Origin of the sequence: Mesorhizobium muleiense (assembly GCF_900099905.1) — a bacterium.
GTDB classification, from domain to species: domain Bacteria; phylum Pseudomonadota; class Alphaproteobacteria; order Rhizobiales; family Rhizobiaceae; genus Mesorhizobium; species Mesorhizobium muleiense.
Genome location: NZ_FNEE01000028.1, coordinates 29,515 through 44,040 on the forward strand (window position 1 = coordinate 29,515; position 14,526 = coordinate 44,040).

13 protein-coding genes are annotated in these 14,526 nt (G+C 62.7%); 1 reads left to right on the top strand and 12 read right to left on the bottom strand.

Annotated elements, in window-relative coordinates; translation table 11 throughout:
- Positions 1-95: 95 nt before the first annotated feature.
- Genes infB through rimP form a run of 4 tightly spaced genes read right to left on the bottom strand, consistent with a single transcriptional unit; the run spans position 96 to position 5,637 of the window.
- On the bottom strand, positions 96-2,663 hold the full coding sequence (infB, locus tag BLT09_RS29515) for a translation initiation factor IF-2 (RefSeq protein ID WP_091599991.1): 2,568 nt from the start codon (positions 2,661-2,663) through the stop codon (positions 96-98).
- On the bottom strand, positions 2,660-3,310 hold the full coding sequence (locus tag BLT09_RS29520; protein ID WP_091599993.1) for an RNA-binding protein: 651 nt from the start codon (positions 3,308-3,310) through the stop codon (positions 2,660-2,662). Before BLT09_RS29520 ends, infB begins: the two co-directional genes overlap by 4 nt.
- A gap of 38 nt (positions 3,311-3,348) precedes the next feature.
- On the bottom strand, positions 3,349-4,944 hold the full coding sequence (nusA, locus tag BLT09_RS29525; RefSeq protein ID WP_023802116.1) for a transcription termination factor NusA: 1,596 nt from the start codon (positions 4,942-4,944) through the stop codon (positions 3,349-3,351).
- A 48-nt stretch (positions 4,945-4,992) separates the two neighbouring features.
- On the bottom strand, positions 4,993-5,637 hold the full coding sequence (rimP, locus tag BLT09_RS29530) for a ribosome maturation factor RimP (protein ID WP_091599995.1): 645 nt from the start codon (positions 5,635-5,637) through the stop codon (positions 4,993-4,995).
- Between the two features lie 321 nt (positions 5,638-5,958).
- Here rimP and BLT09_RS29535 point away from each other — a divergent pair, with 321 nt between their 5' ends.
- A complete protein-coding gene (locus BLT09_RS29535) occupies positions 5,959-6,123 on the top strand; it encodes a hypothetical protein (protein ID WP_091599997.1) in 165 nt (54 codons plus the stop codon).
- 76 nt (positions 6,124-6,199) lie between these two features.
- Here BLT09_RS29535 and trmB read toward each other — a convergent pair whose 3' ends face one another.
- From trmB to BLT09_RS29575, 8 genes are all read right to left on the bottom strand, one after another.
- A complete protein-coding gene (gene trmB, locus BLT09_RS29540) occupies positions 6,200-6,901 on the bottom strand; it encodes a tRNA (guanosine(46)-N7)-methyltransferase TrmB (protein WP_091599999.1) in 702 nt (233 codons plus the stop codon).
- A 26-nt stretch (positions 6,902-6,927) separates the two neighbouring features.
- Positions 6,928-8,241 (bottom strand): methionine adenosyltransferase, encoded by a 1,314-nt coding sequence (gene metK / locus BLT09_RS29545; protein ID WP_236473663.1) that lies wholly within the window; start codon positions 8,239-8,241, stop codon positions 6,928-6,930.
- Positions 8,242-8,567: 326 nt separating this feature from the next.
- A complete protein-coding gene (locus tag BLT09_RS29550; RefSeq protein ID WP_023802110.1) occupies positions 8,568-8,987 on the bottom strand; it encodes a helix-turn-helix domain-containing protein in 420 nt (139 codons plus the stop codon).
- Positions 8,988-9,127: 140 nt separating this feature from the next.
- Complete coding sequence (lnt, locus tag BLT09_RS29555; RefSeq protein ID WP_091600003.1) at positions 9,128-10,720, bottom strand: apolipoprotein N-acyltransferase; 1,593 nt, start codon at positions 10,718-10,720, stop codon at positions 9,128-9,130.
- Between the two features lie 180 nt (positions 10,721-10,900).
- Complete coding sequence (locus BLT09_RS29560) at positions 10,901-11,725, bottom strand: alpha/beta fold hydrolase (protein ID WP_091600005.1); 825 nt, start codon at positions 11,723-11,725, stop codon at positions 10,901-10,903.
- 158 nt (positions 11,726-11,883) lie between these two features.
- Positions 11,884-12,957, bottom strand: a complete 1,074-nt coding sequence (locus BLT09_RS29565; RefSeq protein ID WP_023802107.1) for a hemolysin family protein — start codon at positions 12,955-12,957, stop codon at positions 11,884-11,886.
- Positions 12,958-12,984: 27 nt separating this feature from the next.
- Positions 12,985-13,491, bottom strand: a complete 507-nt coding sequence (gene ybeY / locus BLT09_RS29570) for an rRNA maturation RNase YbeY (protein ID WP_091600007.1) — start codon at positions 13,489-13,491, stop codon at positions 12,985-12,987.
- 12 nt (positions 13,492-13,503) lie between these two features.
- Positions 13,504-14,496 (bottom strand): PhoH family protein, encoded by a 993-nt coding sequence (locus BLT09_RS29575; protein WP_287305617.1) that lies wholly within the window; start codon positions 14,494-14,496, stop codon positions 13,504-13,506.
- Between the last annotated feature and the right edge of the window lie 30 nt (positions 14,497-14,526).

Genomic DNA, 14,526 nt, shown 5'->3' on the forward strand with positions numbered 1-14,526 from the left:
CGAAAACCGGATACCACTTTTCGGGATCATGGTTTAGGCGGCAGCCTTTCGACCACCGCCCGGTCTGTAAATGCTCGAACTCAAGTTGCTCGAACTCAGAGCGTCCTGGTCACCATCTCGACGCGGAAGCACTCGATGACGTCGCCGACGCGCATGTCTTCGTAGTTCTGGAACGCCATGCCGCATTCCTGGCCACCCGGAACCTCTGCAACTTCGTCCTTGAAGCGCTTCAGCGTCTTCAGCGTGCCTTCGTGGATGACGACGTTGTCGCGGATCAGGCGAACGCCCGCACCGCGCTCGACCTTGCCTTCGGTGACACGGCAGCCGGCGATCTTGCCGACCTTGGTGATGTCGAAGATCTCAAGGATCTCGGCATTGCCAATGAAGGTCTCGCGACGCTCCGGCGACAGCAGGCCGGACAGCGCCGCCTTCACGTCATCCACAAGGTTGTAGATGATCGAGTAGTAGCGGATCTCGATGCCTGCAGCCGCGGCCGCCGCACGCGCCTGCACATTGGCGCGAACGTTGAAGCCGATGATTGCGGCGCCCGAGGTTTCCGCCAGCGAGACATCGCTTTCGGTGATGCCGCCGGCGCCCGCATGAACGATGCGCGCACGCACCTCGTCGGTGCCGAGCTTGTCCAGCGCCGCGCTGATCGCCTCGATCGAGCCCTGCACGTCGCCCTTGATGACCAGCGGGAATTCCTTCAGCCCGCTCGTCTGCAGTTGCGACATCATCTGTTCGAGCGAACCACGCTGGCCGGCATGCTTGGCCACCGCCTTCTCACGCGCCAGACGCTGGCGATATTCGGTGATCTCGCGGGCGCGGGCCTCGTTGTTGACGACGGCGAAGCGGTCGCCGGCCTGCGGGGTTCCCTGCAGTCCGAGCACTTCCACGGGCATCGCCGGCGGCGCTTCCTTGATCTGCCCGCCGCGGTCGTTGACCAGCGCGCGCACCCGGCCCCATTCGTTACCGGCAACAAGGATGTCACCAGGCATCAGCGTGCCGGTCTGGACCAGCACCGTGGCGACGGGGCCGCGGCCCTTGTCGAGCTGGGCTTCGATGACGACGCCCTCGGCGGTGCGGTCCGGATTGGCCTTCAGGTCGAGGATTTCGGCCTGCAGCAGGATCGCTTCGAGTAGCTTGTCGAGATTGGTGCCCTTGGTCGCCGACACTTCGACGTCCAGCACCTCGCCGCCCATCGATTCGACGAAGACTTCGTGGCGCAGCAGTTCCGAGCGCACCTTCTGCGGGTCGGCGTCATGCTTGTCGATCTTGTTGATCGCCACAATGATCGGAACGCCGGCCGCCTTGGCATGGCTGATCGATTCGATCGTCTGCGGCATCACGCTGTCGTCGGCCGCCACTACCAGGATGGCGATGTCGGTCGCCTGAGCGCCACGGGCGCGCATCGCCGTGAAGGCGGCGTGGCCAGGCGTGTCGATGAAGGTGATCTTGTTACCGTTCTTCTCGACCTGATAGGCGCCGATATGCTGGGTGATGCCGCCGGCCTCGCCGGACACAACATTGGCATTGCGGATGGCATCGAGCAGCGACGTCTTGCCGTGATCGACATGGCCCATGATGGTCACCACCGGCGGACGCGGCTCGAGATCCTCGGGACGATCGGCGATGTTGAAGAGGCCTTCCTCGATGTCGGACTCGGCGACGCGGCGAACCGTGTGGCCGAATTCGGTAGCGACCAGTTCGGCCGTGTCGGCGTCGATGACGTCGCCCGGCTTCAGGATCTGGCCCTGTTTCATGAAGAATTTGACCACATCGACGGCGCGCTCGGACATGCGCTGAGCCAGTTCCTGGATGGTGATGGTTTCGGGAAGTATCACTTCGCGCATGACTTTCTCGCGCGGTTCGTTATGCAGCGCGCGCTTGAATTTCTCCTGGCGCCGACGCATCGACGACAGCGAACGCGCACGCGCATCCTCATCGGAAAGTGCGGCATTCAGCGTCAGCTTGCCGCGGCGGCGATCTTCCTCGCCCTTGGTCGGCTTGGCCGGACGCGCCACTTCCGGCGTGACCGGACGGCGCACCGGGGCGCCGGCGCCGGTCCGCTTCGGCTTGATGTCCTCGTCGTCGACTGTCGCCAGTTCGGCGGTCAGCGGCGCGCGGCGGCGCGCCTCTTCCTCGGCACGCCGGCGGGACTCGGCCTCGGCCTGCAGCCGGGCTTCTTCCTCGGCTTGGCGGCGCGCGGATTCCTCGCGCTCGCGACGGCGGCGCTCTTCATCCTCGGCGCGGCGCTTGGCCTCGTCGATGGCGCGCTGTCGATCCTCGACGTCGCGCACCTTCGAACCCTCAAGAGCCCGGCGGCGCGCCTCCATTTCATCGCGCGACAATTGGTTCAGCACCATGCCGCCGCGTTCGACCGGCGGCGGAGGCGGCGGCGCCTTGGGCGCTTCCTGCACAACCGGCGCTGCCGCGACCGGTGGCTTCGGCGTGAGGACGGACACAGGGGCAGCAGCCGGCTCCGGCTTGTCACCGGGCAGCGAGAACTTGCGCTTCTTGGTCTCGACCACGACCGCCTTGGTGCGGCCATGCGAGAAGCTCTGGCGCACGGTGCCCTGTTCCGTACCGGGGCGCTTCAGCGTCAAAGTCTTCTTCGGCGTAACACTCAACGTCTTGTCGTCGCCCGATTTCGTATCGCTCATTCCATATCCTCTGCGGCATCATCTTCGTCAGCAACGGCCGCAAGCATTGCCAGATCGTCCGGGGAACCGCCCCGATACCGGTCGAGCGCAACCATGCGCTTCTGGACCGCCCTGCCCGCGTCTCCCGCGAGAACGGCAGCATGTATCACATTTGTACCCCCCAATGCCAAGCTCAACTCGGCCTCGGAGAAAAGTTTGTAGGCAAGGATGGCGGGGCCACCGAGGTGGACGGTTGCCCGTCGCGCCTGGCTGATCTTGCGGACGCCGTCATCTGACGCCTCGGTCGCATGCAACACGAAAAGCGCCAGCCCGCCACGCACCGCGCTCTCAACCTTGGTGGCGCCGAGCGCGATCGCGCCTGCCTTGCGGGCAAGACCGAGCATGCCCAGAGCGTATCTGGAAAGCAGCCCGTCGACCATGTCGCCGAGGTCGGTCGGCACGGTCACCTGCGCCTTGAAGGCGCGAGCGAACAGGTTTTTCGCTGCCGCCTTGTCGATATGTAGGCGGTCGGCAGTCACCCAGCAACCGCGTCCGGGCAGGTTTTTCTTGATATCCGGAACGACGGCCGAATCCGGGCCGACGACGAAACGGATCAGTTCATCCGGTTCGGCCTGTTTGCGCGTGACGATGCAAGTGCGATCGTTCATCTCGTCCAAGGGCGGCTTGTGTGCGATGCGGTTTCACCTCACGCACCAACGGCTTCGTCAGCCGGCACGTCTTCGGCTGCAAGCTCGTCTTCGGTGATCCAGCCGGCCTTGAGGCGGGCAGCCAGAACCATCTGTTCAGCATCGGCCCGCGACACGCCGTGATTGGCGAGCACGCCCGGGAATACCTTCGTCTCGCCGTCCTTGCGTTCCTTCCAACCGGTCAGATCATCGGCCGCATAGCCGGCGAAATCCTCGATCGTCTTCACGCCGTCCTCGCCGAGCGTCACCATCATGGCGGTGGTCACGCCTGGAATCTCACGCAACTCGTCCTTGACGCCGAGCGCCTTGCGCTTCTCGTCATGCTCGGCTTCGATCTTCTCCAGATATTCGCGGGCGCGGGCCTGGATTTCCGAGGCGGTGTCCTCGTCGAAGCCATCGATCGACGCGATCTCGTCGGCATCGACATAGGCGACTTCCTCGACGCTGGTGAAGCCTTCGGAGGCGAGCACCTGGCCGACCATCTCGTCGACGTTGAGCGCATCCATGAACAGCGCCGAGCGTTCGACGAACTCCTTCTGGCGGCGCTCGCTCTCTTCCTGTTCGGTCAGGATGTCGATGTCCCAGCCGGTGAGCTGCGAGGCGAGCCGGACGTTCTGGCCGCGGCGGCCGATGGCCAGCGACAGCTGGTCGTCCGGCACCACGACCTCGATGCGTTCGGCGTCCTCATCGAGCACGACCTTGGCGACTTCCGCCGGCTGCAGCGCGTTGACGATGAAGGAAGCGGCCGAAGGCGACCACGGAATGATGTCGATCTTCTCGCCCTGCAATTCGCCGACCACCGCCTGAACGCGGCTGCCGCGCATGCCGACGCAGGCGCCAACCGGATCGATGGAACTGTCACGCGAGATGACGGCGATCTTGGCGCGCGAACCTGGATCGCGGGCGACCGACTTGATCTCGATGATGCCGTCGTAGATCTCCGGCACTTCCATGGTGAACAGCTTCGCCATGAACTGCGGATGGGTGCGAGACAGGAATATCTGCGGACCGCGCTGCTCGCGGCGCACGTCATAGACATAGGCGCGGACGCGATCGCCATATTTGTAATTTTCGCGCGGGATCAGCTCGTCGCGACGGATGATCGCCTCACCGCGGCCGAGATCGACGATGACGTTGCCGTATTCGACGCGTTTGACAGTACCGTTGACGATCTCGCCGATACGGTCCTTGTACTCGTCGTACTGGCGGTCACGCTCGGCCTCGCGCACCTTCTGCACGATGACCTGCTTGGCCGACTGGGCGGCGATGCGGCCGAAATCCATCGGCGGCAGCTGTTCGGCAATGAAGTCGCCGAGCTGGGCGTCGGGATTGCGCTCACGCGCCGAGGATATGGCGATCTGCGTCGCATAATCGTCGACCTTCTCGACCACTTCCATCAGCCGCTGCAGCTTCATCTCGCCGGTATTCGGATTGATGTCGGCACGGATGTTGGTTTCCTGGCCATAGCGCGAGCGCGCCGCCTTCTGGATCGCATCGGCCATGGCGGCGATGACGATCGACTTGTCGATCGACTTCTCACGCGCGACCGCATCGGCGATCTGCAGCAGTTCAAGCCTGTTGGCGCTTACAACCATCTCTTTTCTCCCGAGCCTGTTGCCGTGGCTTTGCGCCCGGCAGCCCAATCACATTTCCTGTTCGGTTTCATCTTCTACGCCCGCTTCCACGCCCTCTGGCGCGTCTTCGGGCTCGCCGCGGCGCTTCTTGGCTTCCTTGCGCGCCCTGTTGTCCTTCGACAGTGCGTCGCGGATAAGGTCGTCGGTCAGGATCAGCCGTGCTTCGGCAATCGCATCGTAGGGCACACGCACCGTCGGCTGTTCGCCATAGGCCGCCTTGTCGCGCTCGATCAGCACGCCGTCCGCGTCGCTCTCGGCGATCTTGCCCTTGAAGCGCTTGCGGTCGGCGACGAGGACCGAGGTTTCCATCTTCACCAGATGACCCGTCCAGGTCGCGAAATCCGACTTGCGGACCAGCGGCCGGTCGATTCCCGGCGACGACACTTCGAGATGATACGCCTTTTCGATCGGATCATCGACATCGAGCGCCGGCGACACCGCCCGGCTGACCTCTTCGCAATCCTCGACGGTCATGGTGCCGTCCTCGCGTTCGGCCATGATCTGCAGCGTCAGCCCGTTCTGGCCCGTCAGATGCACCCTGACAAGGCGGAATCCAATGGCACGCAGAACCGGCTGCACGATCAGCGCGATGCGTGCATCGATGCCGCTTTCGCGGATGATGCGGTCGTCGCTGTCGGGTACCGTTGCCGTCATTCTATTCCTGTCGCTTCGTCGGCGGCCGGAAGGTAACAAAAAAGAGCGGGACCGGGTGGACCCACTCTTCGCCATACCGACCAAGAATTTGAGCCTGATATAGACGATCGCAGCCGTCGTTTCAAGTCCGCATGCAGTCCGTGTCGGTAAGCAGATGAATTGTCCGCTTGCAGGGTGGGCGAAACTGTCGGGGGCGGCAGCGTTGCACAGGGTGCATGGCGGCCATGCGCCAACGTCCCTGTGATATCAGGCGGTACACGCCTATCTATGTTGCGTTGCACAAAATCAATCACTCATTGCAGCAGGCGAAAGGGCATAATCATGACCAACCGCAAGGTTTTCTCGGCTATCGGCGATTTCTTCACCGTGTTCGGCAGCGCTGTCGCCGCTTCGCACGCCGTCGAAGCCGGCCGCAAGCCGCGCGCACGCGATCTGCGCAATCTCGGCATGGATCCGGCCGCCTTCAACAAGATCGGCCGCGTCTAAGTCCGGCGACGCAGGGACGAGGACATCTCTGGTCCTCGTCGACGTCAAAGCGCGCCTAGGCGCGCTTTGAATAGGACTATCTTCGGACGAAGGTGAGGTAGGCTGGCCGCCGGCCTTCGCGAACGGCCTTCGCCTCGTAGCGTGTGCCCGGCCAACCCTTATAGGGCCGCTGCCAGTCGGCTGCCTCTTCAGCCTGCCACGCAAACGCTTCATGTGCCCGGCAGTGCAGCAGCGTCCAGTTCACATAGCTATCGATATCGGACGCAAAGCGGAATGTTCCGCCTGACTTCAGCACGCGCGCGAAACGGTCGAGATTGACCGGACTGACGAAGCGGCGCTTCCAGTGTTTCTTCTTCGGCCAGGGATCGGGATAGAGAAGGTCGATGCCGTCGAGCGAGGCTTGCGGGAGCCAGTCGAGCAGGCGCGTGGCGTCGTCGTCATAGACCCGAAGATTGGCAAGCGGCCGTTCCCTGACCGCCATCATCATCTTGGCCATGCCGTTGACGAAAGGCTCGACGCCGACAAAACCGGTCTCAGGAGCCGCCGTCGCCCGATGCAGCAGGTGCTCGCCGCCACCAAAACCAATTTCGAGATGAATGGCGCGGACATCGGCTTCGAACAGGCTGCGCAAGTCGGCCGGCGGTCCGGCCGTCAGATCAAGCCGGTAAGTGCTAAAACCGCTTTCCAGTGCCGCTGCCTGCTGCGGACGGATGGCCTTGCCGCGCCGGCGACCGAAAAATGCTTCGGTCGCACGGCTTGGCCGGTCTTTCGGATCCATGTCTTCCGGATCTATGGACGCCGCGGCTAGGCCGCGACTGCTTCGGCAGGCGCTTCGGCGAGTGCGTCCTTGAGAGCCTTGGCGAGGTCGGTCTTTTCCCAGGAGAAGGACCCGTCGCGGCCGGCCTTGCGGCCGAAATGACCATAAGACGACGTCTTGGCATAAATCGGCTTGTTGAGATCGAGATGGCGACGGATGCCGGACGGCGACAGATCCATCACGGTGCGCAGCGCCTGCTCGAGCTTTGCCTCATCGACCCTGCCGGTGCCGTGCAGGTCGACATAGACCGACAGCGGCTGGGCCACGCCAATGGCATAGGAAAGCTGGATGGTGCAGCGATCGGCGAGCTTCGCCGCCACCACGTTCTTGGCGAGGTAGCGGGCCGCATAGGCCGCGGAACGGTCGACCTTGGTGGTGTCCTTGCCGGAAAAAGCCCCGCCGCCATGAGGCGCAGCACCGCCGTAAGTGTCGACGATGATCTTGCGCCCGGTCAGGCCGGCGTCGCCGTCGGGCCCGCCGATGACGAACTTGCCTGTCGGGTTGATGTACCAGTTGCAGTTGTCGGCGATCTTAAGGTCGCCCAGCGCCTCACGAATATAGGGTTCGACGACGTTGCGGACCTTCTTCGAATCCCAGTTGGCGTCGAGATGCTGGGTGGACAGCACGATCTGCGTCACTTCCGCCGCCTTGCCGTCGATATAGCGGACGGTGACCTGGCTCTTGGCGTCCGGCCCGAGCCGGCCGGCATCGCCGTTGCCTTCATGGCGCGCGGCGGCCAGCAGTTCGAGGATCTTGTGGCTGTAGTAGATCGGCGCTGGCATCAGATCCGGGGTCTCGCGGCAGGCATAGCCGAACATGATGCCCTGGTCGCCAGCCCCTTCCTCGCCTTGCCGGTCGGAGGCATTGTCGACGCCCTGGCCGATATCCGGTGACTGGCCGTGCAGCAGAACCTCGATCTTTGCCGTCTTCCAGTGGAAACCGGCCTGTTCATAGCCGATTTCGCGGATCGCCTTGCGGGCGGCCGACTTGAACTTCGCCGGATTGACGAGCGGATGACCGGCGGCATCCATCAGGATGTTGCCGGCCTTGTCCTTCTTGAGCAGGGTCTCGGGGACGCGCACCTCGCCAGCGATGACGACGCGATTCGTGGTCGCCAGCGTTTCGCAGGCGACGCGGACCTTCCAGGGGTCCATGCCGGTCTTTCTGGCCTCGCGATAGACCAGATCGACGATCTCGTCGGAGATACGGTCGCAGACCTTGTCGGGATGACCCTCGGCAACGGATTCCGAGGTGAATAGATAGTTTTGCCGCGTCACGGGTGTCCCCTCTTGAAAAATCATCGGCACGCTGCCGATTGGCGCGCCACGTGTTAGCTGTGCCGAGCAGCGCTCGTCAAGCGGTGGGTGCCATTATCTTGTACCACTTTGACCGCCGGCAGGATGCCGCCAGCCTGCCTGGCTCCAGCACGTGCTTTAGCTTCAACACGTTGATGAGAAAGACTTTAAGCATGGCTGTCGAGCAAAATCGATCCGCTCTCCGGCATACCTGCGGGATGTAAATTCCACGATGCGCGAGATCGCAAGAATTTGCATGCCCGCAATGACGGCTTTGCTATCTTCGACGTTTCAACGGCTGCCAATCAATCGACCCAGACCAATCTGCGTAATCAATCGACTGCGTCGGAGGAAAGGGCCTTCACAAGCTCGATAACCTTGCGGCGTATCTTCACGTCGGTGATCTTGACGAAGGCCCGGTTGAGTTGAAGACCTTCAGGACTGCCGCAGAATTCGACGGCAGAAGCCATTGATGCATCCTCCGCAAATCCGCGGTTGCCCACGGCCTCCTGGCCCGGCGCGTCCTCGAAAAAGAAAGCGACAGGCACACCCAGTATCGAGGCGATTGCCTGCAAACGGCTGGCGCCAACGCGATTGGTACCCTTTTCGTATTTCTGTATCTGCTGAAACGTTATGCCGAGGTTCTCGCCCAGCTTTTCCTGGCTCATTCCCAACATATTGCGACGAAGCCTGATGCGACTTCCGACATGGATGTCGATAGGATTCGGCTTCTTCTTGTTTTCTTCTGCCATTTTTTCCTCGCCGAATTTTTCCGGCTTTTTGTGTTTTTTCTGCCCAAAACGAAGCCGGCGGCCAGTGCCCCAACAGAACCGACGTGCTGACTTCGAGAAATTTCAGGCGGTTACAGTATGAGTTTCTAATGTGTCGACTGTCAATTCGCCCGTAGCCGTTGCCTTACATTCATTGTGAAAGCGGCGAGAGCGAACAGCAACATGATCATCAGTCCATTAATGCGTCTTTGGCTGGAAGAAACGATGGCTCGATTGGAAATCGGCACGTGGACATCGATGGCTCCGCGGGCGTCGATTGCCAGCGCGTCGAGGATGTGTCCGCGCGGATCGACGACAGCGGAAATGCCGTTATTGGCTGCACGCAACAATGGCACCCCGTTCTCCACCGCACGAATCTGCGCCTGCCTGAAATGCTGGTACGGACCCGGCGTGTCACCGAACCACGCGTCGTTCGTGACATTCACAATAAGCTCAGCTGACGTTGCGTCAACCGCCACCAGATCGGGAAAGATGACTTCGTAGCAAATGAACGGAAGCACGCGGATGCCGCCGGGCAACGCGATCGGGTGCCGCTCATTGCCCGCCGCGTAGGTTGTCGGCCCGGCGACGAGTTGTTTGAGCCCCAAACGGCCAAGCAGGTCGGCAAAAGGCAGATATTCGCCAAAGGGCACCAGATGAACCTTGTCGACTGCATCGGCGATTTGACCCTTGTCGTCGATTGCCACCACCGAATTGTAGTACCGCCTGTCGGCATCTTCCGCCGACCCGCCTTCCTCCCGGACGACGCCGGCGATCAGCGTCTGGCCGTCGCCAAGCATCTCTCCCAGCGCGGTCAGCGCATCGGGACGTTCGGCGAAAAAAAACGGCACGGAGGTTTCCGGCCACAGGATCAATTGCGGCTTGGCATGACCAGTCTCTGGCGCCTTGGCCGAAAGCCCCATCAGTGTAGCGAAAATCCGGTCGGGCACTGAAGGGTCCCACTTTTCGCTGAGGTCGACGGCCGGCTGCACGATGCGGACGTCGATTGCGCGGGTTGCGGGTTCGACCTTGGCAGCAAGCCTGACATAGCCGAAGCCGACATGGGCCGCGACGAGGACGGCAGCCAGTGCACCCCCAAGGCGGATATGCCGGCGCGCCGCAAGCAGGGCCGGCAAGGCAAAGACGAAGACCGCCAGCGCGTTGATGCCGACCATGCCGGTCACCGACACGCTCTGCATAAGCAAGGGCACCGGCATCGCCGCGTAGCCGACGGCATTCCAGGGAAAGCCGGTGAACAGAAAGTCGCGCAGCCATTCCGCCAGGCCGAAGCCGAAGGCAAGGGCGGCGATGCGGCCGATGTCGTTGCTCCACAGCAGCCGGGCAACCGCTGTCGCGAAGCCATAGAAAAAAGCGAGCGCCAGCGGAATTCCGACCACTGCGAAGGGAAGCGCCCAGGCGAAACTGTCGGCCTCGACCAGAAGTGCTGAGCCGATCCACCATAGGCCGGCTAGAAAATAGCCGAAGCCGAACCACCAGCCGACGGCGAAGGCCGGCCGCAAATGCCGGAACCAGCCATCGGAGGCTTCGCCGGTTGCGCCGTCGAGGAGCCAGACCAGCAGCGGAAACGAAACGAAACAGACGGCGAAGAAATCGTAAGGCGCCTGGGCAAGAACCGCCAGCGCACCGGCAAGAAACGCCACAAGCGCGCGGCGCCAGCCCCACAGCAGAATTATCCGGCCGGCCAGGCGCTTCATCGATGCTTCCGAGTCGTGCGAATCACGGCAGAAGATTTATCAGGCCGCAGTCCGCGCTCCAAACGCCACGACTTCAGCCAGCGTGCCGGATTAGGTCTGCTGGATAGGTGGGGCGACCGACGCCGGCAAGATAAGTGTCGCATGTGAATTGTCGCGCAGACCGCTCGTGCCGGTGTATCACTATAATGCGCGCGATAGAAAAGCGTTCAGCCGCTCCAGCACGAGATCCGGGGCTTCGAGCTGAGGCAAGTGACCGACGCCAGGTAATGTTTCGAACGATGCCTGCGGGATCAGCGCATGAAGCGCTTTGCCTCGCTCCAGCGGGATCCATGGATCGTCCTTGCCCCAAATTATCTTTACCGGACACCTGATATCCCCGAACGCCGGCTCGACTTCGGCGGTATATTTTTCGTCGGCTTGCGCGAATTGCCGATAGAAGCTTCCGCGTCCCTCTTCGGCAAGCCACGGCTCGACAAGCCTCTCGAAATCTCCGGGCGCGATGTCATTTACGATCGCCCCCTTGATATATGCTTCCACGACCGCTCTGTGGATATGCGGCGGCAGGCCCAGAAAGGCATCCACATGGCGACCGACATGATCGAAGAACTCCGATCCCCAAGGGCGCATGGCGACGACATTCATCAGGACATACCGCTCGAAGTCGCAGCCATGCAGCAAATGCGCCCGTAGCGTCGTCGCTCCGCCGAAATCATGGGCAACAACGATGGGCTGCTCCAGGTCCCAATGCGCGAGCATCTCGGCGAATACTTCTCCTTGCACGTCGAGTGAGGTGCGTTGCTCCGCGCCTTTGTCCGATCGCCCGTATCCGGGCATATCGTACCAGTGGACACGATACCGCCTTGCAAGATCTGGAATAATCCGATGCCATGAGAACGAAGACCACGGCCGGCCGTGCGCCAGCATGAGCGCAGGCCCGCTACCAGATCGCCCCGCTGCCACAGTGCCCGCAGATGTTTCCACGGTCTCATCGAGTTTCCACGACATCAGATATTCTCATAGAGCGTCGGCCCTAAAGGTGGAAACCGGTTTTTGGGAAAATCCGACGCTCAAATAAAGCTGGTATTCAGGACAGAGCCGTCCGTACGAATTGGTTCGCAAGTGCTTGAACGGATCGTCGACCGTCATCTGGCGAGCGGCGTCTTTCACGCCTGCTCGGCGCGGACGGCGCGCCGCCGGCGCTCGCTTTTCTGGGTCTCCACGATGCGCACACGCTTGACGCGGCGTGGATCGGCGTCGAGCACATGGAATTCGAAGCCGGGGATGGCCTGCACCACTTCGCCGCGTGCGGGGACCCGGCCAAGCGTGTTGAAGATCATGCCGCCGATCGTGTCGACATATTCGCCATGCTCGCCGGCGGCAAAATCCTCGCCGATCATCTTGGCGACATCGTCGATCTCGGCCTTGCCGTCCACGACGAACACGCCCTCGCCGGTCTGGGTGATCATCGGCTCGTCCTCGTCGTGCTCGTCCTCGATGTCGCCGACCACCATCTCGACGATATCCTCGAGCGAGACCAGACCATCGGTGCCGCCATATTCGTCGATGACCAGCGCCATCTGGGTGCGCATCGCCTGCATCCGCCCCATCAGATCGGAGGCGAGCATCGACGGCGGCACGAAAAGCACCGGGCGGATCAGGGTCAGGTCGCCGATGGTGCGCGTGAGATCGACCTTGGCGAGATCGAGAAGCGTGGCAGGGGCGGCTTTCCTGGTCGTCCTGCTCTTTCTGACGCGGGCCAGCTTGGTGATGTGAGCGAGCACGTCGCGGATGTGGACCATGCCACGCGGGTCGTCGAGCGTCTCCGAATAGACCGGCATGCGGGAATGGCCGGACTGCTCGAACAGCCCCAGAAGATCGCCCAGGTTCGTCGTGATCTCGACCGCCTCGATGTCGGCGCGCGGCACCATGACATCCTCGACGCGAACCTCGCGCAGGCGCAGAATGTTGTTGAGCATGGCCCGTTCGCCGGGCGAAAAGGCGCCGGCATCGCTCGCCGTTTCGGCAAGCGCGTCGGCGATCTCCTCGCGCAGGCTGGTGCCGTTGCGCTGCCTGAACAGGCCGAGCACGCGATCGAACAGGGAAGGACCGGCAGGCGATGGCTCGCTGGCGAAGCTGCCGGTCGTGGTACTCGGACTAGAGTCCTCTTCCGTCTGTTCGGATGGCTTGGTCGCACTGCCGGCGTCTGGGTGGGCGGCAGTCTCTGGTTTGTCGTTCATCGTCGTCCGGTCATTTGATCTTTTTAGTTACGCGTAGGGATCGGGAATGGCAAGCCTTGCAAGTGCTGCGCGTTCGACGGCTTCCATTTCTTCGGCCTCGGCGTCGGTCTCGTGATCGTAGCCCAGCAAATGCAGCAGGCCATGGATGACGAGATGGGTGATATGGTTGTCGACAGGCTTGTCTTCCAGTGCGGCTTCCCGCGCGACCGTCTCGGCGGCCAGCACAATGTCGCCGAGCATGGGCGGCAGCGGACGGCCCTTGGCGAGCGGAAAAGCCGGGAAAGACAGGACGTTGGTCGGTTTGTCCTTGCCGCGCCATCCCGCATTGAGACTGCGGATGTGGGCATCGTCAGAAAAAACGATGCTGAGCTCGGAACGGCCGGCCGCGCCGGTTTCGGCAAACGCGGCGGCAACGGCGCGATCGACCAGCCGCGTCAGCGCGGCCTCATCGGGCCAGTCGCCCGCTTCGACTGCTATATCGATGTCGACGGGGACCGGAAGATCCCCGCCTACAGATTTTTTGTCCTCAGCCATAAGGCTGCATCTTCAGCCTTCGGCGCCCAGGCCCCGGGCCAGCTTGCCGTCGCGGTCGTAGGCCTTGACGATCTCGGCGACCAGCGGATGCCTGACGACGTCGCCTTCGTTGAAGCGCACCGTCACCATGCCGGTGACGCCGTCGAGGATCCTGAGCGCCTCGACCAGACCGGATTTGGTGTTTTGCGGCAGGTCGATCTGGGTCGGATCGCCGGTGACGATCATGCGCGAATTCTCGCCGAGACGGGTCAGGAACATCTTCATCTGCATCGGCGTGGTGTTCTGCGCCTCGTCGAGGATGACGGCGGAGTGCGCCAGTGTGCGGCCGCGCATGAAGGCCAGCGGCGCGATCTCGATCACCTCGGCGGCAATCGCCCGCTCGACCTTGTCGGCCGGCATCATCTCGTAAAGCGCGTCATAGAGCGGCCGCAGATAGGGATCGACCTTCTCCTTCATGTCGCCGGGCAGGAAGCCGAGCCGCTCGCCGGCCTCGACGGCAGGCCGCGACAGCACGATGCGCTCGACCATGCCACGTTCGAGCAGCATCGCCGCATGCGCCACCGCCAGGAAGGTTTTTCCAGTGCCAGCCGGGCCGATGCCGAAGACGAGCTCGGACCGCTCCAGCGCGCGCATATAGGCGTCCTGGTTGAGCGAGCGGGCATAGATCGTCTTCTTGCGCGTCGATATCTGGGCGGCTGACACCTTGCCCTTGCGCTCCAGCGTCGGCAGCGTCAGCTGGTCGTCGGCGGCGATCGCCATGCGCACGGCGCCGTCGACGTCCGACTGGCCGATGTCAGCGCCTTTCTGGAGAATGCCGTAGAGATTATCCAGGGCGCGGCGCGCCTGCTCGGCGGCCGAGGCGGAGCCCTTGATGGTCAGCTGGTTACCGCGCGAGCGGATATCGACGCCAAGCTTCTGCTCGAGCCTGGCCAGATTCTCGTCGAACTGGCCATAAAGGGCGCTGGCAAGCTTGTTGTTGTCGAAAGTCAGAACGATGTGCGCCATATCCGAAGCCCCCGATGGTAGATTCTGGGG